Origin of the sequence: Nonomuraea sp. ATR24 (assembly GCF_041950485.1) — a bacterium.
GTDB classification, from domain to species: domain Bacteria; phylum Actinomycetota; class Actinomycetes; order Streptosporangiales; family Streptosporangiaceae; genus Nonomuraea; species Nonomuraea ceibae.
The window spans coordinates 95,768-116,663 of sequence record NZ_JBGNUU010000020.1 but is presented as its reverse complement, the minus strand read 5'-3'; the positions used below and the strand labels follow the sequence as shown (position 1 = coordinate 116,663).

General features: G+C 72.8%; 22 protein-coding genes. 9 read left to right on the top strand and 13 right to left on the bottom strand.

The genetic code is table 11. From position 1 onward, the window contains the following. Positions 1 to 30 precede the first annotated feature (30 nt). Both ACBI99_RS36065 and ACBI99_RS36060 read left to right on the top strand, forming a co-directional pair. Positions 31 to 1,314 carry a serine/threonine-protein kinase gene (locus ACBI99_RS36065; RefSeq protein WP_219518721.1) on the top strand — a complete coding sequence of 428 codons (1,284 nt, stop codon included), beginning with the start codon at positions 31 to 33 and terminating at the stop codon, positions 1,312 to 1,314. A 63-nt stretch (positions 1,315 to 1,377) separates the two neighbouring features. Beyond that, a complete protein-coding gene (locus ACBI99_RS36060) occupies positions 1,378 to 2,241 on the top strand; it encodes a hypothetical protein (RefSeq protein WP_219518718.1) in 864 nt (287 codons plus the stop codon). Here the strand turns inward: ACBI99_RS36060 and rarD are convergent. After that, positions 2,135 to 3,097, bottom strand: a complete 963-nt coding sequence (gene rarD, locus ACBI99_RS36055) for an EamA family transporter RarD (RefSeq protein ID WP_375074503.1) — start codon at positions 3,095 to 3,097, stop codon at positions 2,135 to 2,137. The two genes, ACBI99_RS36060 and rarD, sit on opposite strands and share 107 nt — an antisense overlap. A gap of 166 nt (positions 3,098 to 3,263) precedes the next feature. Between rarD and ACBI99_RS36050 the strand changes: the two genes are divergently transcribed. After that, the gene (locus ACBI99_RS36050; protein WP_219518708.1) at positions 3,264 to 4,220 is read left to right on the top strand and encodes a hypothetical protein; all 957 of its coding nucleotides are present in this window, start codon (positions 3,264 to 3,266) and stop codon (positions 4,218 to 4,220) included. Between the two features lie 88 nt (positions 4,221 to 4,308). Here ACBI99_RS36050 and ACBI99_RS36045 read toward each other — a convergent pair whose 3' ends face one another. Both ACBI99_RS36045 and ACBI99_RS36040 read right to left on the bottom strand, forming a co-directional pair. After that, positions 4,309 to 4,671, bottom strand: coding sequence for a TPM domain-containing protein (locus ACBI99_RS36045; RefSeq protein WP_357590165.1), 363 nt, complete (start codon positions 4,669 to 4,671; stop codon positions 4,309 to 4,311). 5 nt (positions 4,672 to 4,676) lie between these two features. Then, positions 4,677 to 4,967 (bottom strand): hypothetical protein, encoded by a 291-nt coding sequence (locus ACBI99_RS36040; protein ID WP_219518701.1) that lies wholly within the window; start codon positions 4,965 to 4,967, stop codon positions 4,677 to 4,679. Positions 4,968 to 5,020: 53 nt separating this feature from the next. On the opposite strand from ACBI99_RS36040, the gene ACBI99_RS36035 reads away from it, so the two are divergent. Next, entirely contained in the window at positions 5,021 to 6,712 is a 1,692-nt protein-coding gene (locus ACBI99_RS36035) for a serine/threonine-protein kinase (RefSeq protein WP_375074502.1), read from the top strand. Here ACBI99_RS36035 and ACBI99_RS36030 read toward each other — a convergent pair. Next, positions 6,700 to 7,425 (bottom strand): winged helix-turn-helix domain-containing protein, encoded by a 726-nt coding sequence (locus ACBI99_RS36030; RefSeq protein WP_375074501.1) that lies wholly within the window; start codon positions 7,423 to 7,425, stop codon positions 6,700 to 6,702. The two genes, ACBI99_RS36035 and ACBI99_RS36030, sit on opposite strands and share 13 nt — an antisense overlap. Positions 7,426 to 7,664: 239 nt before the next feature. Here ACBI99_RS36030 and ACBI99_RS36025 point away from each other — a divergent pair, with 239 nt between their 5' ends. From ACBI99_RS36025 to ACBI99_RS36010, 4 genes are all read left to right on the top strand, one after another. Next, entirely contained in the window at positions 7,665 to 8,441 is a 777-nt protein-coding gene (locus ACBI99_RS36025) for a nuclease-related domain-containing protein (protein ID WP_308126235.1), read from the top strand. Between the two features lie 98 nt (positions 8,442 to 8,539). Further along, positions 8,540 to 10,378 carry a dihydroxy-acid dehydratase gene (gene ilvD / locus ACBI99_RS36020; RefSeq protein ID WP_364178725.1) on the top strand — a complete coding sequence of 613 codons (1,839 nt, stop codon included), beginning with the start codon at positions 8,540 to 8,542 and terminating at the stop codon, positions 10,376 to 10,378. A gap of 71 nt (positions 10,379 to 10,449) precedes the next feature. Then, on the top strand, positions 10,450 to 10,956 hold the full coding sequence (locus ACBI99_RS36015; protein ID WP_357590159.1) for a WYL domain-containing protein: 507 nt from the start codon (positions 10,450 to 10,452) through the stop codon (positions 10,954 to 10,956). A 455-nt stretch (positions 10,957 to 11,411) separates the two neighbouring features. Next, positions 11,412 to 12,287, top strand: coding sequence for a serine hydrolase (locus tag ACBI99_RS36010; RefSeq protein ID WP_375074500.1), 876 nt, complete (start codon positions 11,412 to 11,414; stop codon positions 12,285 to 12,287). A 9-nt stretch (positions 12,288 to 12,296) separates the two neighbouring features. Here the strand turns inward: ACBI99_RS36010 and ACBI99_RS36005 are convergent, their stop codons facing one another. The 3 genes from ACBI99_RS36005 to ACBI99_RS35995 all read right to left on the bottom strand — a co-directional run bounded on the left by ACBI99_RS36005 (position 12,297) and on the right by ACBI99_RS35995 (position 13,956). Then, a complete protein-coding gene (locus tag ACBI99_RS36005; protein WP_219504038.1) occupies positions 12,297 to 12,506 on the bottom strand; it encodes a zinc ribbon domain-containing protein in 210 nt (69 codons plus the stop codon). A 9-nt stretch (positions 12,507 to 12,515) separates the two neighbouring features. Next, complete coding sequence (locus ACBI99_RS36000) at positions 12,516 to 13,319, bottom strand: GNAT family N-acetyltransferase (RefSeq protein ID WP_357590153.1); 804 nt, start codon at positions 13,317 to 13,319, stop codon at positions 12,516 to 12,518. 130 nt (positions 13,320 to 13,449) lie between these two features. After that, positions 13,450 to 13,956 carry an HNH endonuclease gene (locus tag ACBI99_RS35995; RefSeq protein WP_219504114.1) on the bottom strand — a complete coding sequence of 169 codons (507 nt, stop codon included), beginning with the start codon at positions 13,954 to 13,956 and terminating at the stop codon, positions 13,450 to 13,452. A 292-nt stretch (positions 13,957 to 14,248) separates the two neighbouring features. Here ACBI99_RS35995 and ACBI99_RS35990 point away from each other — a divergent pair, with 292 nt between their 5' ends. After that, positions 14,249 to 16,303: a prolyl oligopeptidase family serine peptidase gene (locus ACBI99_RS35990; protein WP_357590151.1), complete on the top strand. Its 2,055-nt coding sequence runs from the start codon at positions 14,249 to 14,251 to the stop codon at positions 16,301 to 16,303. 18 nt (positions 16,304 to 16,321) lie between these two features. Here ACBI99_RS35990 and ACBI99_RS35985 read toward each other — a convergent pair whose 3' ends face one another. From ACBI99_RS35985 to ACBI99_RS35960, 6 genes are all read right to left on the bottom strand, one after another. Continuing rightward, on the bottom strand, positions 16,322 to 17,113 hold the full coding sequence (locus ACBI99_RS35985) for a polyphosphate polymerase domain-containing protein (protein ID WP_375074519.1): 792 nt from the start codon (positions 17,111 to 17,113) through the stop codon (positions 16,322 to 16,324). After that, positions 17,110 to 17,661: a DUF4956 domain-containing protein gene (locus ACBI99_RS35980; protein WP_219504108.1), complete on the bottom strand. Its 552-nt coding sequence runs from the start codon at positions 17,659 to 17,661 to the stop codon at positions 17,110 to 17,112. The genes ACBI99_RS35985 and ACBI99_RS35980 overlap by 4 nt, the downstream gene beginning before the upstream one ends. A gap of 161 nt (positions 17,662 to 17,822) precedes the next feature. Beyond that, positions 17,823 to 18,383 carry a class F sortase gene (locus ACBI99_RS35975; protein WP_375074499.1) on the bottom strand — a complete coding sequence of 187 codons (561 nt, stop codon included), beginning with the start codon at positions 18,381 to 18,383 and terminating at the stop codon, positions 17,823 to 17,825. A 1-nt stretch (position 18,384) separates the two neighbouring features. After that, on the bottom strand, positions 18,385 to 18,741 hold the full coding sequence (locus ACBI99_RS35970; protein ID WP_375074498.1) for a hypothetical protein: 357 nt from the start codon (positions 18,739 to 18,741) through the stop codon (positions 18,385 to 18,387). A gap of 87 nt (positions 18,742 to 18,828) precedes the next feature. Continuing rightward, on the bottom strand, positions 18,829 to 19,491 hold the full coding sequence (locus ACBI99_RS35965; RefSeq protein ID WP_219504024.1) for a response regulator transcription factor: 663 nt from the start codon (positions 19,489 to 19,491) through the stop codon (positions 18,829 to 18,831). After that, complete coding sequence (locus ACBI99_RS35960) at positions 19,488 to 20,888, bottom strand: HAMP domain-containing sensor histidine kinase (RefSeq protein WP_219504021.1); 1,401 nt, start codon at positions 20,886 to 20,888, stop codon at positions 19,488 to 19,490. The genes ACBI99_RS35965 and ACBI99_RS35960 overlap by 4 nt, the downstream gene beginning before the upstream one ends. Between the last annotated feature and the right edge of the window lie 8 nt (positions 20,889 to 20,896).

Below are 20,896 nucleotides of genomic sequence, written 5' to 3'. Positions count from 1 at the left end.
CAGCCGAGCGGCGGTGTTAGCCTCGATAACGTGCTCGGTTCCGGGACCACGCTCAACGACCGCTACACGCTGACCAGCCGCCTGGGCGGTGGCGGCATGGGCGAGGTCTGGCGTGCCGACGACACGGTCCTCGGCCGCACCGTCGCCGTCAAGGTGCTGATGCCGGCCCTGAGCGAGGACGCCACGTTCCTGCGGCGCTTCCACAACGAGGCCAGGGCCATGGCCACGCTCCGCCATCCGGGCGTGGTCGACGTCTACGACTACGGCACCTGCGAGATCGGCGAGCGCCGGCTCAGCTTCCTGGTGATGGAGTTCGTCCAGGGCGAGTCCCTCGACCGGGTGCTGAGCCGCGGCCCGCTCAGCCCGGCGGCGACCATGCGGCTGATCGCCGAGGTCGGCGACGCGCTGGCCGCCGCCCACCGGCAGGGCATCGTGCACCGCGACGTCAAGCCCGCCAACCTGCTGATCAGGCCAGGCGGCTCGGTGGCGCTCACCGACTTCGGCATCGCGCATTCGGCGTCGGCAGGTCAGCTCACCGCCACCGGGGCGATGCTCTGCTCGGCCGGCTACTGCGCGCCCGAGCTGGCCACGGCCAGCGAGGTGACGCCCGCGGTCGACGTCTACGCGCTGGGCGTGGTGGGCTTCGAGTGCCTGACCGGCCGGCTCCCGTTCGAGGGCGACACGCCCGTCCAGATCATCTACAAGCACCTGCACGCGGCCACGCCCACGCTGCCGTCGGAGGTGCCGCCGGGGCCGCGCCACGTCGTGGCGAAGGCGCTGGAGAAAGCGCCCGAGCGGCGCTGGGAGTCGGCCGAGCAGATGGCCGAGGCCGCCCGCCGCGCCTTCGACGCGCCCGCCTCGTTCGCGGAGCCGCGCCGCCGCCGCCTGGCCCCGGCCGTGCTGGCCGTGGCCGCCGCCGTGATCGTCAGCGCCGCCGTCGCGGGCGGGGTGTGGCTGCGCCCGGCCCAGACCGCGGGCGGCGAGCAGGGCGTCGTCCCGGCGCTCACCCAGCAGGCGTCGGCGGGCGTCACCACCGGCGCCGCGCCGTCGCCGGGCACGAAGCTCGCCCCGCCGTCCAAGCGCTCCCCCGGCACGCGCCCCAGCCAGGCCACGCCCACCCCGACGCCCACGTCCACCGTGACGGCCGGCCCGACCGTCACGCCCACCACGACGCCCACTCCGCCGCCGGACCCCGAGCCCGAGCCCGAGCCGACGGAGCAGCCGACCACCCCGCCGTCCGAGGAGCCGACCAGCGAACCGACCGTGTCGGAGCCGCCGGGCGACATACAGTGCATCCGGGCACCCTGCCCGTGACTCTCACCATGATCGACTATATTTGCGCCTTGTCCCCCCACGCCCTGCCCTGGGAGCCCCCTGGTGAAGAGGCCCGCCAAAAGGCATTCGATCATCGTCGACCCCGTCCTGATCATCGGCACCGGCCTGTCGGTCCTCCTGGCGGTGATCTTCTACGTCCGTGAGGACGCCGCGCAGGCGCTGGGCACCGTGGCCGGGCTCATCGGCGGCGTCATCACCCTGCAGATCCAGACCCTGCTGCGGGAGAAGCGCCGGATCGACCACGAGACCCGGGTCGGCCACATGGTCTCCACCATCGAGAAGATCCCCTGGCTGCCCGACCTGATGGAGCCCATGCTCCGGGCTGCCAAGCACGTCGAGCGCGAGTACAAGGGCACCCCCGCCGAGGACGCCTGCCGCAACGCCTTCGAGGAGTGCCTGCGCACGCTCGCCGACCTGGAGCGCGGCCACTTCCGCGCCCCCTACGGCGACGCCGGGGTGTTCCTCAAGCTGATCGAGCAGTCACGCGAGTCGATGTGCGTCACCAGCGTGCCGTCGGTCGACCTGTCGTGGTGGCTCCAGCCTGTGGGCAGGCAATACTGGCAGGCGCAGGTCGAGGCGCTCAGGCGGGGCGTGGAGATCCGCCGGGTGTTCATCTACCACGAGTGGACCGACGCGCTCGACGCGCTGGCCCGCGAGCAGATCGAGGCCGGGGTCAAGGTGCGCCGCGTGCAGGTCGACCGGCTGCCCCCGGCCATGCGGGTGATCACCGGCGTGTGGGACGGGGCGTGCGGCCACGAGCTCAGCTACACCGCCGCGGGCGAGGCCGTGCACGACACGTTCACGGTGTCCCCTCCTGACCTCGAACGTCTGATGCGGCAGTTCGAGATGATCGAGCGGAGCGCGCTCGAGGTGGGCGAGCGCCGCGACCCCGACCCCGTGGCCTGAGCCCGTCGGCCGTCAGCACCGCCAGCGCCATCCACAGCAGCCCGAAGGCCAGCCAGCGGGTGGCCGGCATCGGCTCGCGGAAGACCAGCAGCCCGACGAGGAACTGCACGATCGGCTCGATGTACTGCAGCATGCCGGTCACGCTCAGCGGGATCTTCGTCGCGGCGGCGCTGAACAGCAGCATCGGCACCATCATGACGAACCCGGAGCCGATCCCGAGCAGCGTGTTGGCCCACGACACGTGCCCGAACGTGGCCTGTCCCGACGCCTGCAGCCACACCGTCCAGACCAGGGCGAACGGGAACAGCACCGCGGTCTCCACCATGAGCCCCTCGATGGAGCCCACGGCCAGCCGCTTCTTGATCAGGCCGTAGCTGCCGAACGTCACCGCCAGGCCCAGCGCGATCCAGGGCGGCCCCCCGTACTCGATCGTCAGGACGACGACCGTGACGGCGGCGAGCGCGATCGCGGCCCACTGCCACGGGCGCAGCCGCTCCCGGAAGACGATCACCCCGAAGGCGACGCTGACCAGCGGCGTGATGAAGTAGCCGAGCGAGGCGTCGACCACGTGCCCGTTCATCGTCGCCCAGATGAACAGCGCCCAGTTGACCGAGGTCAGCAGGCTGGCCAGGGTGAGCAGCGCCACGTCGCGGGGCCGCCGCAGGATCTCCAGCACCCGGCGGGCGCGGCCGAGGGCGAGCACGAGCAGGCCGATCGCGACCGGCGACCAGACCACCCGCAGCGCCAGGATCTCCATCGGCCCGGTCGGCTCGACCAGCGGCCAGTAGAGCGCCGACAACCCCCACAGGACGTACGCCGCGACACCGAACAGGACTCCACGCGACGCAACGGACACCCTGCCCAGACTACGTGGTGATCAGCTCCCGTCGCGTTCGTCGTCGAGGTGCACGTAACTTGACACAGTCCAATGCATGTCCATGGCTGACAGTCCAGCGTGCCGGTGCGCCCGCGGCCATCTCTAAGGTTTCAGGATGGTTCGCGCACCGTGAGAGGGTGATCAAGTGGAGACGACCCGTGACCTGTTCATCGCACTGGCCAGGCGCTACGCCTTCGCGGACCTCGGCGCGCTGGCGCCCGGCGAGCGCATCGCCGAGGTCTGCGAGTTCGGGCAGCGGCTGTTGTCACTCGACGCCGAGGATTTCGCCGCCGACGCCAAGGCGGTTCCCGCCGGGCTGCGGCGCCAGGCGCGCGCCTGCCACATGCCGCAGACGCCGCGCGAGCAGCCCAGGGGCGCGCTGGAGTCGCTGCGCCCCGCCTACGAGCTGCTGCTCGAGGTCATCGCCGTCCGGTGGCACCGGCGCGAGCTGAGCCCGATGATCGCCGCCGTGCACATCGCGGCCGAATACCTGCCGCTGCTCGCCTTCGAGCCGCATCTCGGCCACGCCGGCGACCCGGCGCGCTGGCCGGCCGGGCTGAGCGCGACGGGCAGCAGGTTCGGCGTGATCGGCGACCGCGACTGCGACCACACCAAGTCCGAGCAGTCCGCCACCAACCGGACCCTCCGCGTCGCCGGTGAGCCCGCCGAGGGCTGGCGCGCGTACTTCGACCGGCAGCACAGCCAGGTCGCCGGGGCGCTCGCCGTCTGCGTGGCGGGCTGCCGCAACCCCTGCACGGCCATGGACTGGATCGAGCCGGAGCCGCGCGCCGACCTGCACGTGCGGGCCCGCACCGCGCTGGCGTTCGCGGACACCCCGCTGGTACGGCTGCGCCACGCGGCCCCGGTGGGCCACGGCTTCGGGGTGCCGTCGCCGGAGGAGGTGCTGGAGGCGTGGGAGCGCAGCCGGGCCGTCCTGGACAAGAACCCGGTCGGCGCGGCGGCGGCCAAGGACGACGGCTTCCCGCTGCCGGGGCTGCCGTCGCTGTTCTCGGCCGTGGCCGCCGCGCCGCTCGGCCCGGCCACGCTGCTGGCCGGGGTCAGCCGGCACATCGTCGAGCTGCTGGAACAGCAGACCCCCTGAAACCCTCCAGGCTGACCCCGGCGGCCCCCTCGGCTAGGAAGGAGCATGAGGGCGCCGCCTTCCGCGGGGGCGCAGGTGGCGCCTTCGCCTACCGTCTGGCGGTGGCCTGTTCGGCGAGCGCGCCGATGCCGTACAGGATGCCGCCGACGAGGTCGCCGGCGCCGAAGGCGGTGGCCATGGACATGCCGGTGAGCCGGCAGGAGGCGTCCGGGAGGCGGCGGCGGGCGTTCTCGCCGGTGACGATCTCCAGGGCGCGGCCCCGTACGTCGACGAGGACGACGACCGCGTCGGGCGACTCGGCGCCGAGCGCGGCGTGCAGCTTCTCGGCGAAGTGGCGGCGGCCGCCGCGGGGCGGGCCGAGGTAGAGGCCGAAGCGCAGCCCGGTGCGCCGCTCGGCGGCGAGCAGCGCGCGCCTGACGTCGTCGGCCTGCGGGGCGGTGAGCGTGCGCATCGCGGTCACCAGCCCGCCGACGCGCCGCCGACCCGTCTGCTGGGCTCGGCCGTCTCGGCGGCCGTCGCCCAGTCGGCGCCGGGCTCGGGCAGCCAGCTCGGCGGCCGGTCGACCAGCACCAGGCCGGACGTGCTCACGCCGTGCTCGCCGCGCCCCGGCCCGCCGAACCACACCGGCGCCGCCTCCGCCCTGCGTGCCGAGCCCCGGCCCGGCACCATGACCAGCAGGCTGATCAGCAGGAACAGGGCCAGCGACATCCCGACGAGGAAGAGCAGGATCTCCAGCGCGCTGTCCACACCAAGACCGTAATCCCGGTTCGTCTGTCCGGCCAGACCCTCCCATGAGAGTCTTGACACAAGATCCCCAAGACGAGGTCAACATCACGGTGGTAGCTCCAGAGACGATCGGCCGGTATCCCGTCGAACGCCCCCTCGGCTCGGGCGCCTTCGCGACCGTCTGGCTGGCCATGGACGAGCGGCTCGACTCGTACGTGGCGATCAAGGTGCTGGCCGACAACTGGGCAGCCGAGCCGGAGGTGCGCGAGCGGTTCGTCAAGGAGGCGCGGCTGTTGCGGCAGGCCGACTCGCCGCGCATCGTGCAGGTGCACGACATCGGCGAGCTGCCCGACGGGCGGCCGTATTTCGTCATGACGTATGCCGACATGGGCTCTTTGTCCGGCCGGTTGCGTGACGGGCCGCTGCCGGTCGGCGAGGCCGTCCGCGTCATCGGCGAGGTCGCCGAGGGCGTCGAGGTGCTGCACCGGATGGGCATCGTGCACCGCGACCTCAAGCCGTCCAACGTGCTGTTCCGCTCGCTGGCCGGAGGCGGCGAGCGGCTGATGGTGGCCGACCTCGGCGTGGCCCGCTCCCTCGCCGACGCCACCAGCCACACCATCGCGGCCGGGTCGCCCGGTTACATGGCGCCCGAACAGATGCGCATGGACGGCTCCCCCGACCGGCGCGCCGACGTCCACGGGCTCGGTGCGATGGCCTACCACCTGCTTACCGGCCGGATCCCCGGCTCAGGCGCGGTCCGCCTCGCGCCCCACCGGCTGCGGCCCGACGTCCCCGAGCACGTGAGCGCGGCCGTCATGAAGGCCATCGACCCGGACCCCGAGCGCCGCTGGCCCACCGCCGCCGCCTTCGCCGCCGCGCTCGCGGCCGATCCTCTCCCTGCCGATCTTCCCCGGGCCGATCCTCCCCCGGCCGGCCACGGCGCAGCCAAGGTCCAGCCGCCCGTGGAGACGATCCCCCCGGGTGTCGCGAGCGAGCCGTCAGGCGGTCGCGGCGCCCCCACGACCCCGTCCGCCATCCACGGACTCCACGAGCCCCGCCCCGGGGACGAGCAGGCGGGGCCGGAGCACACCGTGCCGCCGTTCCGGCCCGCCGCGGGCGAGCCGCCGGAGCCCCCCGCCCCTGAAATCCTGGAGAAGCGGCCGGTCGACCGGATGCGCGTGGTCACGGTCGCCGGGGCGGCGCTGGCGCTGGCCGTGGCGGTGACCGCCGCCGTGCTGGCCCTGCGCACCCCGGGCGGCGGGACACCGCAGGGCGGCACGACGAGCACGGGCAGCACAGTGGCGGCGGGCCTGCGCACCGACGCCGGCATCCCGCCGCAGTACCGGGAGCTGATCATCGAGGCCGGCACCTGGTGCCACGACGTCGACGGGCTCTCCCCCGCGCTGATCGCCGCGATCCTCAAGGTGCAGAGCGACTTCGACCCCGACCTGAGCGACCCGGAAGGCGACGAGTACGGCATCGCCCGCTGGACGCCCTCGGTGCTGCAGCACTGGCAGCCGGGCGGCCTGGAGGACCCGATCCCGAAGCCGCCGCTGAGCCCCGAGCTGTCGATCCCGGCGATGGGCCGGTTCTTCTGCGCGCTCGGCCCGAAGGTCGCCGACGTGCCGATGGACCCGGCGGCCCGGCTGTCGGCGCTGTTCGTGACGGGCGTGGACCCGGTGCGCCGCGACATGGGCGTGCCGTCGAAGTGGAAGAAGCACGTCGAGGAGGTCCTGCGCTACCGCGACCAGTATCAGGACAAGTGACCGCCCGCCGCTGACTGCCCCGGCAGCAGCCGCAGGTCGGCGTCCCTCACCAGGTCGAAGCGGAGCGCCAGGTTGATGAGCGCGGCCCGCTGCCAGTCGGCCTTGCCGGCGTCGTCGGCCTGCTTGACGCGGAGCTTGGTCCTGGCCAGGTAGTCGATGTGGAAGTTGACGCCGCTCCTGGTCAGGCCGTGACCGGCCAGGCGTTCGATGAGCTGGGGCACGGTGGGCACGACGGTGCTGGACGGGTCGCGCAGCCGGGGCTCGCAGAGCGCGACGAGGATGAGGAAGTACTTGGCGGTCCTGTCCAGCGGGTAGACGCCCCGGGTGGCCTCGCCGGTGGCCGCGGGCGCGGCGGCCGTCCCGTACAGGTGCTCGGGCGCAAACACCAGGAAGCCGGTCGTGCCGTGCTCGCCCGGCAGGATCACCCGCGAGAACTCGAACGGCACCGGCATCGACAGGCGGCGCGGCGGCACCTTGACGAACTCGCCGCCGCCTTCGGGGTTCTCCACGACGTAGGTGCGGTCGGGGGTGAGGTTGCTGATGAGCCAGTAGTCCTCGACGGCCTGGATGCGCCCGGCGAGCCTGGACACGGCCCGGTCGGCCACCACGATGTCCACGGGGACGTCCTGGGCGCCGCGGCCGAACGTGGCGGTCTCGCCCGGCGCGAGCTCGGCGGCCACGCTGGTGTCGGTCTGGATCAGCACCGTACGCATGCGCATGGTTGTACGCCCTCCGCTGGTCGCGCGGCCACCTGTAATCTTGCAGGAGCCGGGGCGCACCTCTCTAGAGAGGAAGGTATAAGTACCCGGAAATCGGGCGTAGAACACGGTGAGCTGGGCCATAAAACTATGGACAAGGCAACACTAGGAATCGATCGAAACCTCGGGCTACGGTGAGTTGCGTGGACTCCGACCCTCAGCGTGAAGACGGTCACAACACCTCTCCCATCTGGGTGAGCGACAGACCCGAAAGCGAGCAGACCGCCGCCGCCAAACCTTCGGCGCCCACCTCCACGTTCGCGCCGGTCGAGCGCGCGTCCGTGCGCAGCCTGCTGCAGCAGCCGAGGTTCCGCCGGCTGCGCAACAGGGCGCTGGTGGCGCTCGCGGTCGGCGTCGTCGTGGGCTTCCTGGTGAGCGACTGGCGCGCGGGCGCGACCGCGGCCGTGGTCGCGGCGATCCTGGAGACGGTCTACCGGGCCCGCTCCAACTCGACGGTGCCGGCGTGGCGGCGGTCCTCCGTGGCCGAGCGCCGCACGGAGGCCCAGCTGCGCAAGCTGGAGCGCGGCGGCTACCGCACGCTCCACGCCAGGGCGATCCCGGGCAGCGAGGCGCAGATCGACCACCTCGTGGTCGGCCCCACAGGCGTCTACGCGGTCGACTCGGAGAAGTGGGACAAGCGCCTTCCCGTACGGGTCCAGATGGGCAAGAAGCTCTTCCACGGCCCGTTCGACATGAAGCCCCGCATCACCGAGGCCAAGTGGGAGGCCGCCCAGGCCAGCGAGCTGATCAGCAAGTCCTACGGCCGGGAGGTCTCGGTCACGCCGTCGCTGGCGATCTACGGCCCGCCCGTGCCCTGGAAGATCATGACGATCCGCGGCGTCGACGTCTACGAGGGCGGCCGCGCCCGCAGGTGGATCACCAAGCGGGAGCGCGCGCTGACCGACACGGAGATCGACCGGATCTACGAGATCGCCGAGCAGGTGCTGCCTCCGCGCTACGGCGAGGGCTGACACTCCACCCGTCGCTGGTGTCCGCGCTGTGGACAACCGTCTCAGCTACCGAGCGGTTGGCCGTACCATGTGTAGACGCTAGCGATGGGAGAACGCCGATGCCCGCCCTCAGGTCACGTACAGTCACCCACGGCAGGAACATGGCCGGTGCCCGGGCCCTGCTCCGGGCGACCGGCGTAGCCGGGAGCGACCTCGGGAAACCGATCATCGCGGTGGCCAACAGCTTCACCCAGTTCGTCCCCGGTCACGTGCACCTGCGCGACGTGGGTGACGTGGTGTCCGCGGCGATCCGCGAGGCGGGGGCCATCCCGCGCGAGTTCAACACGATCGCCGTCGACGACGGCATCGCGATGGGCCACGGCGGCATGCTCTACTCGCTGCCGTCGCGCGAGCTGATCGCCGACGCCGTCGAGTACATGGTCAACGCCCACTGCGCCGACGCGCTGATCTGCGTCTCCAACTGCGACAAGATCACGCCGGGCATGCTGCTGGCCGCCTTCCGGCTCAACATCCCCACGGTCTTCGTCTCCGGCGGCCCGATGGAGGCGGGCAAGACGCCCGGCCGCAAGCTCGACCTCATCGACCCGATGATCGCCGCCGCCGACGAGTCGGTGTCCGACGCCGAGCTGCTGGAGCTGGAGGAGAATGCCTGCCCCACCTGCGGCTCGTGCTCCGGCATGTTCACCGCCAACTCCATGAACTGCCTGGCCGAGGCGATGGGCCTGGCCCTGCCCGGCAACGGCACGATCCTGGCCACGCACAAGCGCCGCAAGCAGCTGTTCGAGGACGCCGGCCGCACGCTCGTGGAGATCACCCGGCGCTACTACGAGGACGACGACGAGTCGGTGCTGCCGCGCTCGATCGCCACCCGCGACGCCTTCGAGAACGCGATGGCGCTCGACGTGGCGATGGGCGGCTCCACCAACACGATCCTGCACATCCTGGCCGCCGCCCGCGAGGCCGAGGTCGACTTCGGCCTCAAGGAGATCAACGAGATCTCGCAGCGCGTGCCGTGCCTGTGCAAGGTCGCCCCGGCGACGAACAAATACCACATCGAGGACGTCCACCGGGCCGGCGGCATCCCCGCCATCCTCGGCGAGCTCGACCGCGCCGGGCTGCTCCACCGCGACGTGCCCACGGTCAACGGCGGCACCCTCGGCGAGACGCTCGCCGCCTGGGACCCGGCCTCCCCGACCGTGCTGCCCGAGGCCGTCGAGCTGTGGCACGCCGCGCCGGGCAACGTCCGCACCGTCAAGCCCTATTCGCAGGACAACCGCTGGGACGACCTCGACCTCGACCGCGCCGCCGGATGCGTGCGCGACCTGGAGCACGCCTACACCGCCGACGGCGGCCTGGCCGTCCTCTACGGCAACATCTCGCGCGACGGCGCCGTCGTGAAGACCGCCGGGGTCGACGAGTCGATCTGGAAGTTCAGCGGGCCCGCGGTCGTGTTCGAGTCGCAGGAGGACGCCGTCGACGGCATCCTCGGCGGGCGCGTCAAGGAGGGCGACGTGGTGGTCATCCGCTACGAGGGCCCCAAGGGCGGGCCCGGCATGCAGGAGATGCTCTACCCGACCTCGTTCCTCAAGGGCAAGGGCCTGGGCAAGGCGTGCGCGCTCGTCACCGACGGCCGCTTCTCCGGCGGCACCTCGGGCCTGTCCATCGGCCACGCCTCCCCCGAGGCCGCCGAGGGCGGCGCGATCGCGCTCGTCGAGGACGGCGACCTGATCGACATCGACATCCCGGCCCGCAAGCTGGAGCTGCGCGTTCCCGAGGCCGAGCTGGCCGCCCGCCGCGAACGGCTGCTCGCCGACCTCGGCGGCTACCGGCCGCGCGAGCGCCAGCGTCCGGTCAGCGCCGCCCTCCAGGCGTACGCGGCCATGACCACGTCCGCCTCCACCGGCGCGTCCCGCGACCTGTCGCAGCTCTCCCGCTGACCTCGTCAACCTGTACGGCGATGCCGTACAGGTTTTCGAAAACTGTCGGTGGCGTTACCTATTCTTGGGGTATGGCTACAGTCGTGAAGCCCCAGACCCGCCCGCTGACGACCGCCGAGATCGCCGCCCTCGCCCTGTCCCTCGCACACCTGGGATCGGGCCCCCAGGCCGTCACCGCCAGGCGCGGCCTCCAGCACGCCTTCGACCATCTGGACCTCGACGACGCCGTCATCGCGACCACGCTCGCGACCCTCACCGACCCGCTCCCCGTCGACGTCGCCTCCCGCGCCCGGCTCATCGCCGACGCCATCACCAGCCGGATGATGGTCCGCCTCCACTACCGCGACGCCTCCGGCACCGTCACCAGCCGCGACGTCGAGCCCGTCACCTGCCTGGTGCACCGCGAACACTGGTACCTCGTCGGCGTCTGCCGGATGCGCCGGGGCATCAGGGCGTTCCGCTTCGACCGCATCATCGCCGTCGAGCCCACCCTGACCCCCTCCCGCCCCCACCTCGCCGACCGCTTCCTCCCCTTCCAGCGCCGCAAGCGCCCCAGGCCCACCCAGATCCCGGCCTGACGGCCCTGTCATGGGCTGCGGCGCCCACCCAGGCGCGCCGCAGCCTTTTGAACGTGATGCCTGGCCTGGGCAGCCGTGACTGAGCCCCTTGGGATGGGCCCCTGGGACGGCCCCTTCCTCCCGGAGCCTCCCGCCGTCCGCGCCACCCGGCCTGGGGCGCGGGCCGCGAAGGCGGTGCTCTCCCAGGGGAGCGGCCCTGCCCCGGAACTGGCCCTGGCGCGCGGCCCCTCCGCGCGGCCCCCTGTACGGCCCCTCCATACGGCCTCCTCCGGAGGCGGCCGCCAGGCCGACTCCCGTAAGCGCCGCCCCGCCCGAAGCGCGCGCCTTCTCGGGCGGTCGTCTGGGCCGGGCGCTCGTGGGCCCGTCGAGGGAGGGGCCCGGTGGGGGGAAACGTGGGGGTGGCTTGACCGTTGGGGACCCCGGGGGTTGGCATCGGGGGTGGCAGGCTCGCGTGCATGCGCGCTCGGGGGATCTCGCTGATAGGCGTCCTGCTGGTCGTCGTGTCCGGTTGCGCCGAGGGGCGGGCCGGGGCGCCGCGTGCCGTCGCGCAGGGGGTGGTGGCCCAGCAGGTCCCCCGGGTGGCGGTGGCCGAGGGGGCGTTGCCGGCGCGGGAACGGGAGCGGCTGGATCGGGCGCTGGGCCGGTACGTGGCGGGCCGGCCGGGCCGGGTGGCGGTGGCGGTGTTCGACCGGACGGCGAACGTGCGGTACGCGTTCCGGGACCGGGAGCCGTTCATGCTGGCCAGCGTGGCGAAGGTGGACATCCTGCTGGCGTTGCTGCTGCGGCGGCAGCGTGAGCGTCGCGGGCTCGACGCGTACGAGCGGACGCTGGCCTCGCGCATGATCCGCTACAGCGACAACGACTGCGCGCACGAGCTGTATCTGACGATCGGCGGGCGGCGGGGCCTGGCCCGGATGCTGCACGCGCAGGGAGTGCGGCACACGACGCCGGGGGCGGGCCTGTACTGGGGGGCGACGTTGAGCCGGGCGTCGGATCAGGTGCGGGTGCTGGAGCGGCTGACCGATCCGGCGGGGCCGGTGTCGGCGGCGAACCGGCGGTACGCGCTGGGGCTGATGTCGTCGGTGGAGCCGTCGCAGGCGTGGGGGGTGAGCGCGGCGGGCAAGCGGGTGGCGTTGAAGAACGGCTGGCTGCCCGCCGACGCACACGACGGCCTGTGGACGGTCAACAGCGTGGGGCGGCTCGTGGTGCACGGGCACGAGGTGCTGGTGGCCGTGCTGTCGGAGCGCAGCCCCACGATGGAGACGGGGGTGGCGACGGTGGAGCATGTCGCCGAGCTGGCCGTGGGGGCGGTCACGGCGTCGGCGCTGTGACCGTGGGGGCTACCCGCAGCAGCCGCCTCCGCAGCAGCCGCCGCCTCCGCCGGTGGGGCGGGGGGTGGCGGCGGAGCCGGTCATGGCGACGGTGGACAGCAGCTTGACCGTGTCGGCGTGGCCGTCGGGGCAGGTGGCCGGGTCGTCGGCGGCCGACATGGGGCGGGACAGCTCGAACGTGGAGCCGCAGGCGCGGCAGCGGTAGTCGTATCGCGGCATGCCACCAGGTTAAGCCTGGAAGGTCACCTGGGCGTAGTCGGAGACGGGTTCGAAGCCGATCGAGCGGTAGATCGCGTTGCTGGTGGGGTTGGCCAGGTCGGTGAACAGGACGACCTGGTCGCAGCGTTCGGCGAGGCCGGTGCGGCTGGCGAAGGCGGTGACGGCGGCGCCGTACCCACGTCTGCGCCGGGACGGCGGGGTGTAGACGGGGCCGATGCGGCAGACGCCGCCGGCGGCGGGTGAGAGCGCGGCGAGCGAGACGGGGGCGCCGTCGTCCTCCCAGAGGAACAGCTCGCGGGCGGCGAGCCGCCGGGCGGTGTGGGTGACGAGGTCCTCGCCGGCGTTGAGGCGCACCTCGGCGAAGAACGCCTGGGTCCAGGCGATGAGGACGGGCAGGTCGGCGCCGGTGGCGAGGCGGCCGGCGCCGGGCACGCCGGGGGTGGTGAGGGCGCCGAGCCGGTAGAGGCGTTCGGCGAGCACGTCGCCGGTGCGGCCGAGGGCGCGGGCGACGGCCCGGGTGAGTTCGAGGGGGCCGACGACTTCGGGGATGTCGCCGCCGAGCGCCTCGACCAGCGGGGGGACGGCTTCGGCGGGCATGAGGCCGAGGCAGACGGGCCGGGGCGGGGTGCGGAAGGCCGCACCCCGCACCTGCCCGCCGTCGGTCCACCAGCCGAAGCGGGCGCCGTCGGCGGGCATGCCCTGCCTCAGGTCGGCGAGCACGGTGAGGAGCACCGTGTTGCCGACCGGGTCGGTCAGCAGGAACGGCTCGGCCTCGCGGGCGTAGGCCTCGACGTCGGTCGTGATGGTCCACATGCGTGCATGGTGCCAGGGCGCAAGGCAAGCCGTCAGGGCAGGCCGGTCAGTGCAGGCCGGTCAGTGCAGGCCGGTCAGTGCAGGCCGGTCAGTGCAGGCCGTCAGGGCGGGGCGAGGGCACGCCGGGGGCTCATGCCGCCGCTTCCAGGTAGGGCGCCCATTGGGGGTCGCCGACGAGCGAGGCGCCGATGAGCCTCCAGTGGGCGCCCCGTGGCACCGCCGGGGCGACGCGGAGCGTCCACCCCAGCTCCTCCAGGAACTTGTCGGCCTTGCGGTGGTTGCACTGCGAGCACGAGGCGACGCAGTTCTCCCACGAGTGGGGTCCTCCCCTGGACCTGGGGATGACGTGGTCGATGGTCTCGGCCCGCTGCCCGCAGTAGGCGCAGCGGTAGTCGTCGCGCCGCATGAGGGCGGCCCTGGTCAGCGGGATCCGGGACCGGTAGGGGATGCGGACGTATCGTCTGAGCCTGATCACCGAGGGCACGTCGAGCGTGCAGGTCGCGGAGCGCAGCACGGCGCCGCGGCCGTCGCGGTGCACGACGTCGGCCTTCTCCCGCAGCACGAGCACGATGGCGCGGTGCAGCGAGAGCGTGGTCAGGGGCTCGTAGGTGGCGTTCAGCAGCAGAACCTGGCGCATCATCGGGCCTCTCCCCGCTGCGCGCGAACCAGAGGAGACATGCCGTGGCATGTCCCGGCTATTCGCCCCTCCTGGGGCTTGGACGTTACCGTCACGTGGACCTCCGCCGGACGGTCCAGCGGATGGACACCACGGCACCGTCCTGTCAGCAGTCTGGCGTTTCCCGCGTGGTCCCCGCCACCCCTTAACCTCCAGCCGGAATGACCAGAGGGACGCACGGTACGTTTTATGCCCGCATCACCTGGGCTTTACGCCATCCCCGGAGCGTTCGCCGTTGCCGTAGGGTTCGAGCATGACGCGAGAGCCCTATCCAGCCGCCCCCCGCGAGGAGACCGTCGATCTGGTCCACGGCACGCCGGTGCCCGACCCGTACCGCTGGCTGGAGGATCCGGACAGCCCGGAGACGGAGAGATGGCTGCTCGCGCAGGCTGAGCTGTTCAAGCGGGAGGCGGAGCCGCAGCGGTTCAAGGAGCGCATCGGGGAGCTGCTGCGCTCGGGGTCGGTGGGCACGCCGGCGTGGCGGGGCGAGCGGCGCTTCTTCAGCCGCCGCACGCCGGACCAGGAGCACGCCGTCTACTACGTGGCCGACGGCGACGGCGCGGAGCGGGCGCTGGTCGACCCGATGGCGCTGGACCCGACGGGGCTGACGACGCTCGACACGGTGCAGCCCGACAAGGAGGGCCGCCTGCTGGCCTACCAGATCTCGGTGGGCGGCACCGAGGAGTCGGTCCTGTACGTGCTGGACGTGGCGACGGGCGAGCGCGTCGAGGGGCCGATCGACCGGTGCCGCTATTCGCCGGTGGCGTGGCTGCCGGGCGGCGAGGCCTACTACTACGTGCGCCGGCTGCCCGCCACGGAGGTGCCGGAGAACGAGCGGCAGTTCCACCGGCGCGTCTACCTGCACCGGGTGGGCACGTCCACCGAGGACGACGTGCTGATCTTCGGCGACGGCATGAAGATGACCAACTACTACGGCGTCTCGGTGTCGCGTGACGGCCGCTGGCTGCAGGTGTCGGCCAGCGAGGGCACGGCGCCGCGCAACGACCTGTGGGTGGCCGACCTGACGCTCTCGCCGCCGGAGCGGCCGGAGCTGCGCGTGGTCCAGGAGGGCGTCGACGCGCAGACGGGGCTGGTGTTCGGCCGCGACGGCCGGCTGTACGTGCACACCGACCGTGACGCGCCGCGTGCCCGGGTGTGCGTCGCCGACCCGGCCGAGCCGGGGTTCGAGGGCTGGCGTGACCTGATCCCGCAGGACCCGGAGGCGGTGCTGGCGGACTTCGCGATCCTCGACGACCTGGAGCGCCCGGTCATGCTGGTGAGCTGGACGCGCCACGCGATCAGCGAGATCACCGTGCACGACCTGGAGACGGGCGAGCGGCTGGGCGAGGTGCCGACGCCGGGCCTGGGCACGATCGGCGGCCTGGCCGAGCGGCCGGAGGGCGGCCACGAGGCGTGGTTCGGCTACACCGACAACACCACGCCGCCGTCGATCCAGCGCTACGACGCCCGCACGGGCGAGACGACGCTGTGGGCGGCCTCGCCGGGCGCGGTCGAGGTGCCGCCGGTGCGCACCGAGCAGGTGGTCTACCGGTCGCAGGACGGCACCGACGTGCGCATGCTGGTGATCTCACCGGTGTCCGGCTCGGGTCCGCGCCCGACCATCCTGTACGGCTACGGCGGCTTCGGGCTGTCGATGACGCCTGGTTACTCGGCTTCGATCCTGGCCTGGGTGGAGGCGGGCGGCGTCTACGCCATCGCCCAGTTGCGCGGCGGCGGCGAGGAGGGCGAGGACTGGCACCGGGCGGGCATGCTCGGCAACAAGCAGAACGTGTTCGACGACTTCCACGCGGCGGCCGAGCACCTGATCGCGACCGGGGTGACCACGGCCGACCGGCTCGGCATCTCGGGGGGCTCCAACGGCGGCCTGCTGGTGGGGGCCGCGCTGACGCAGCGTCCTGAGCTGTACGCGGCGGCCGTCTGCTCGGCGCCGCTGCTCGACATGGTGCGGTACGAGCGCTTCGGCCTCGGCGCGACGTGGAACGTGGAGTACGGGTCCGCCGAGGACCCCGAGCAGTTCCGCTGGCTGCTGGCCTACTCGCCCTACCATCACGTCGTGGAGTCGGTGAACTATCCGGCGACGCTGTTCACGGTCTTCCAGTCCGACACGCGTGTGCATCCCCTTCACGCGTGGAAGATGTGCGCGGCGTTGCAGCACGCGTCCACGGGTGACCGGCCGATCCTGCTGCGCAACGAGACCGAGGTGGGCCACGGCGCCCGCTCGATCAGCCGCAGCGTCGACCTGTCGGCCGACACGCTCACGTTCCTGGCCAAGCACCTGCGCCTGTAGCCGGGACGCCCAGGCCCGCTACCGTCCCTGACGGGCGGGCTCCCTGGGGAAGTAGTGGCGCAGCACCGGGTGCCACGGGTTGGCGGTGACTCCGTGCAGCGCCGCCACGCCCAGGCAGTACTTGCTGACGCTGACCGGCCGCACGCCCAGGCGACGCAGGATGCGGTCGGCCGCCGCGTCGCCGCCCGCCGACTTCGACTCCAGCAGCACCCGGTCGTGCCGGGTGGCCAGGGCGCGCCGCCCGTCGCCGCAGACCAGGCCGGTGTCGCAGGTGAGCCGGGCCGAGCCGGAGCGGTCGACCAGCGTCACCCGGCGGTAGTCGGTGGACAGCACCGGCCCGAGCGACTCCGGCCTGGCCAGCCGCAGCCCGCCCGCCAGCGTGTCGGCGACGTAGTCGAGCGCCTCCTGGGTGAGCGCGTCGGACGGGCCCGAGTCGTACGGGATGCGGTGCTTGTCGGTGCTGCCCGAGGCGCCCTTGAGCTTGACCTCCAGCCACCGGCCGCCGCCGTCCAGGTACGTGCGCGTACGGATCTTGTAGCGGAGACGGCGGTCCTGCCGGTGCTGGCGGTAGGTGAGCAGGTCGGGGGTGTCGAAATAGGTCGAGGTATAGCGGAACTGGCGCCGCCCGCCGATCCGCAGCACCGCGAACCGGTCGCCGAGCTCGGCCGCGAGCCGGGCCATCGTGGCGGCGCTCACCAGATACTTGCGGTCCACCCGGGACATCAGCCGGGAGGTCGCCAGGACCTCCTCCAGCGTGACCGGCGGCAGCCCCGCGGCCACCCCGGCGAGCACGATCCCCGCGTCCGTCATCGCCACGCCCCCGCCTTCGTCTCGCGCGGCTGCGGCACCTGGTAGCGCACGTCGACCACGGACACGTCCCTCACGTAGTCCACCTGGGTGACGGAGCACTGCAGCACCTGGGCGCCGAGCCGGCTCTCCAGGTCGGCGCGGAGCAGGGCCGGGTCGGAGTGCACGACGTCCAGCGTCACCACCTGGTGGCGGGTGCGGCCCAGCAGCCTGGGGTGGTCGGCCACGTACATGACGGTCAGCAGCACCACGTCCAGGAAGAGCGCGGTCAGCGGCCAGGTCGCGGCGATGGCGTTCACCAGGCCGAGCGCGATCGCCACGAAGTAGTAGGCGATCTCCTCCTGGGTGATCTCGTCCGAGCGGAGCCGGATGATCGCCAGCACGCCGAACAGGCCGAACCCGACCGCCAGGTCCACCCGCTGCACGAGCAGCAGGGACACCACGGCGAAGATGCCGACGTTCAGCGCCACGTAGGCGAACAGCAGGTCGCGCCGGTGATGCCGGCGGAAGTACAGGCCGTAGGCGAGCGTGATGATCGCCGCCAGGTCCATCGCGAACCCGAGAATCGTGGTCGCCCGCAAGGTGTGCCTCCGTCTTTCTGAGCTGTCGGTGAACAGCCTGGCGAGCGGCGGTGAAGCGTCAGTGAGGCGATGGTGAGGGTGTTCTCATGCGCGTGCCGCCGGGGGGCTGCCCCCGGCGGCACGGCGGATGTCTAGGACGCGAAGACGATCACGTTGTCGCGGTAGCTGCGGCGCTCGCGGTCGAACGCGCCGCCGCAGGTGATCAGGCGGAGCTCGGCGCCCTTGCCCGGTCCGTACACCTTCGCGTCGGGGATGCGGTTCTTCGGGTAGCGGGCCTGGACGGTGACCGTGAACGTCACCGTGGTGCCGTCGGCCCGGTCGACGTGCACGCGCGCGCCCCGCCTGAGCTCGCGCAGCCGGTAGAAGACGGCGGGGCCGGTGCGGGAGTCGACGTGGCCGGCGATCACGGCCACGCCCTTCTCCCCCGGCTCGGGCCCGGCCCGGTGCCAGCCCGCCCGGTCGAACCGCTCGGGCGCCATCAGCCGGCCCTTGGCGTCGAGCCGCAGCGGGACGACCGGGGTGGTGACGCCGATGGCCGGGATGCGTAACCGGACCGGGTTCGCCGCGTCGGCCACGGCGGCCACCGGAGCGGCCTGTGAGAGTGTCGTGCCCGCCGCACCGGCCGGCGAGGCGGCGGCCGTCACGGCGATGACGCCCGCGGCGAGTGCGGCCCGCGTCCCTCGCGCCGCCACCTCAGCTCCCGCCCAGCTTCCGGGACGCCAGGTACGCGCCGCCCAGCAGGAGGCTGATGCCGCCCAGGGCCAGCACGACGGTCATGACGTCGGAGCCGTCGGCGCTCTGCGCGGACACGGGCTGCTGGTCGATCGACCAGGTGGCGTCGCCCTCGACGGCCGCCGTGCCGCCCTGCCCGGTCTCGACCCCGCCGCGCGGCCGGTCGTCGTCATCGTCGTCGTCAGCGCCGTCGTCGTCAGCGGCGACGTACGCGGTGCTCGTGGCGAGCGCGTGGGGAGCGGCGAGCGACATGCCCGCGATGCCCAGCCCGGACACGATCGCGATGGCGAGCATCAGCCGCCGTAGTGCCAGTACCATCGGTGCCTCCTGTGGAGCCGTTCCTGTGGACGTCTCCACCTTCCGGCGCGCCGGTTGGCCCACCGTGAGCACCACATGAGAGACCTGTCACGAAGCCCGCAGCCGGTAGCCGGTGCCCCGGACGGTCTCGATCCGGTCGGCGCCGATCTTGCGCCGCAGGTAGCGCACGTACACGTCGACCACGTTCGAGCCGGGGTCGAAGTCGAACCCCCACACGTGGCTCAGCAGCTGCTCGCGCGTCAGCACCTGGTCGGGGTGGCGGCAGAACACCTCCGCGAGCGCGAACTCGCGCGTGGACAGGTCCACCGACCGCTCCCCCACGTACGCCCGCCGGGTCCGCAGGTCGAGCGCCAGGTCGGAGACGCGCAGCACGGTCACCTCGGGCGCCCGGTCGGCGCGCAGCCGCAGCCGGACCCGCGCCAGCAGCTCCTCGAACGCGAACGGCTTGGCGATGTAGTCGTCGGCCCCGCCCTCCAGCCCGGCGACGGTGTCGGTGACGCTGTCGCGGGCGGTCAGGATGATGACGGGGATGGCGACCTTGGCCTCGCGCAGCCGCCGCAGCACGGTGAACCCGTCGCTGAGCGGCAGCCCGATGTCGAGGATGAGCAGGTCGAACGCGCCGCTGCTGGCGACGTCGTAGGCCGCTACGCCGTCCTCGACGACGGCGGTGACGAAACCGTTGCCGCGCAGCCCCTTCTCCAGGAAGGAGGCGATCCTGGCCTCGTCCTCGGCGATCAGAATGCGGTTCACAGCATCTCCCGGAGCGGAATGGTCATGACGAAACACGCCCCGCCGCCGGGGGCGTCCACCACTTCGACGGTGCCTCCGTGCGCCTCGGCGATGGTGGTGACGATGGCCAGGCCGAGCCCGGCGCCGTCGTGCCCGCCGGTGCGGCCGGAGCCGCGCATGAACCGGCGGAAGATGCGCTCGCGGTCGGCCGGCGGCACGCCGGGCCCGCTGTCGCGTACCCACAGCTCCACCGAGGAGCCGCGGACGGCCGAGCCGACGGCGATGAGGTCGCCGTCGCCGGTGTGGCGGACGGCGTTGGCGACGAGCTGCATCAGGGCCTGGGTGAGCCGCTGCCGGTCGGCGGGCATGCGGGCCTCGGCCACCTCGTCGACGCGCCAGCGCCGCTCGCCGAGCGCGCGGGCCTTGGCGACGACGCTCACGGTGAGGTCGGCCAGCTCGACCTCGTCGATGTCGAGGAAGCCGGGCTGTTCGGCCTTGGCGAGCGTGAGCAGGTCGTCGACCATGCGGTTCATGCGGTCGAGCTCGTCGGTGACCAGGGCGAGCGTCTCGGCCCGGTCGGCCGGGTCGTCGCCCATGAGCTCCAGGTGGCCGCGGATGACGGTGATCGGGGTGCGCAGCTCGTGCCCGGCGTCGTCGACGAAGTGGCGCTGCACGGCGAACGCCTGCTCCAGCCGGTCGAGCATGTGGTTGAAGGTCGCGGCGAGCGCGGCCACGTCGTCGTTGCCGGGCACGTCGAGCCGCCGGGTCAGGTCGGAGGAGTCGCTGATCTGCTCGGCGGTCTGGCGCACCAGCCGGACGGGGGCGAGCACCCGGCCGGCGACGAACCAGCCGGCGGTGCCGGCCAGCGCGAGCGCGCCCAGCGCGGTCAGCGACAGCACCCGGATGGCGTCCATGGTGTCGTCGCGGTGCTGGTCGTAGAAGAGCGCGATGACGAAGTGGCCCTGGCGCGGGTCGCCGGCCACGGTGACGGGGATGACCGCGTACCAGACGGCGCCCGCGGCGCTCTCCCACCTGCCGTCGACCGGCTCCGTCGCGGTGGCCAGCTTGGCGACGAGCGCGGCGTCATTGTCGAGCGGGGCGGGCGGGGTGACGCCGCTGACCTTGTCGGGGGCGCCGTCGACGATGCTGAAGAACGTCTCCCATCGGTCGGGCGGGTTGTAGGCGAGGTAGCCGGACATCAGCTTGGCCACGTCGTCGACCGGCCGCCCGGTCTGCGGGTCGAGCGCGGTGACGGCGTAGCGGCGCAGCTTCTCGGCCTCGTTGCTGAGCTCGGACTCCATCCGGCCGTCGAGCCGGTTGAGCAGGATGGTCCAAGTGGCGAAGATGGAGACGAACAGGGCCAGGCCGACGACCGCGAGCATCCAGCCCACGATCCGGCCCCTGGCGGTCACGCGCATGCCGGAGC

Bases quoted from the DNA above. Each gene is read 5' to 3' on its own strand.
- ACBI99_RS36045 (WP_357590165.1), bottom strand. From the start codon at position 4,671: ATGCGCACGCTCACCGCCCCGCAGGCCGACGACGTCAGGCGCGCGCTG.
- ACBI99_RS36030 (WP_375074501.1), bottom strand. From the start codon at position 7,425: ATGCGTACGGTGCTGATCCAGACCGACACCAGCGTGGCCGCCGAGCTC.
- ilvD (WP_364178725.1), top strand. From the start codon at position 8,540: ATGCCCGCCCTCAGGTCACGTACAGTCACCCACGGCAGGAACATGGCC.
- ACBI99_RS36015 (WP_357590159.1), top strand. From the start codon at position 10,450: ATGGCTACAGTCGTGAAGCCCCAGACCCGCCCGCTGACGACCGCCGAG.
- ACBI99_RS36010 (WP_375074500.1), top strand. From the start codon at position 11,412: ATGCGCGCTCGGGGGATCTCGCTGATAGGCGTCCTGCTGGTCGTCGTG.
- ACBI99_RS36005 (WP_219504038.1), bottom strand. From the start codon at position 12,506: ATGCCGCGATACGACTACCGCTGCCGCGCCTGCGGCTCCACGTTCGAG.
- ACBI99_RS36000 (WP_357590153.1), bottom strand. From the start codon at position 13,319: ATGTGGACCATCACGACCGACGTCGAGGCCTACGCCCGCGAGGCCGAG.
- ACBI99_RS35995 (WP_219504114.1), bottom strand. From the start codon at position 13,956: ATGCGCCAGGTTCTGCTGCTGAACGCCACCTACGAGCCCCTGACCACG.
- ACBI99_RS35990 (WP_357590151.1), top strand. From the start codon at position 14,249: ATGACGCGAGAGCCCTATCCAGCCGCCCCCCGCGAGGAGACCGTCGAT.
- ACBI99_RS35985 (WP_375074519.1), bottom strand. From the start codon at position 17,113: ATGACGGACGCGGGGATCGTGCTCGCCGGGGTGGCCGCGGGGCTGCCG.
- ACBI99_RS35980 (WP_219504108.1), bottom strand. From the start codon at position 17,661: ATGGACCTGGCGGCGATCATCACGCTCGCCTACGGCCTGTACTTCCGC.
- ACBI99_RS35970 (WP_375074498.1), bottom strand. From the start codon at position 18,741: ATGGTACTGGCACTACGGCGGCTGATGCTCGCCATCGCGATCGTGTCC.
- ACBI99_RS35960 (WP_219504021.1), bottom strand. From the start codon at position 20,888: ATGCGCGTGACCGCCAGGGGCCGGATCGTGGGCTGGATGCTCGCGGTC.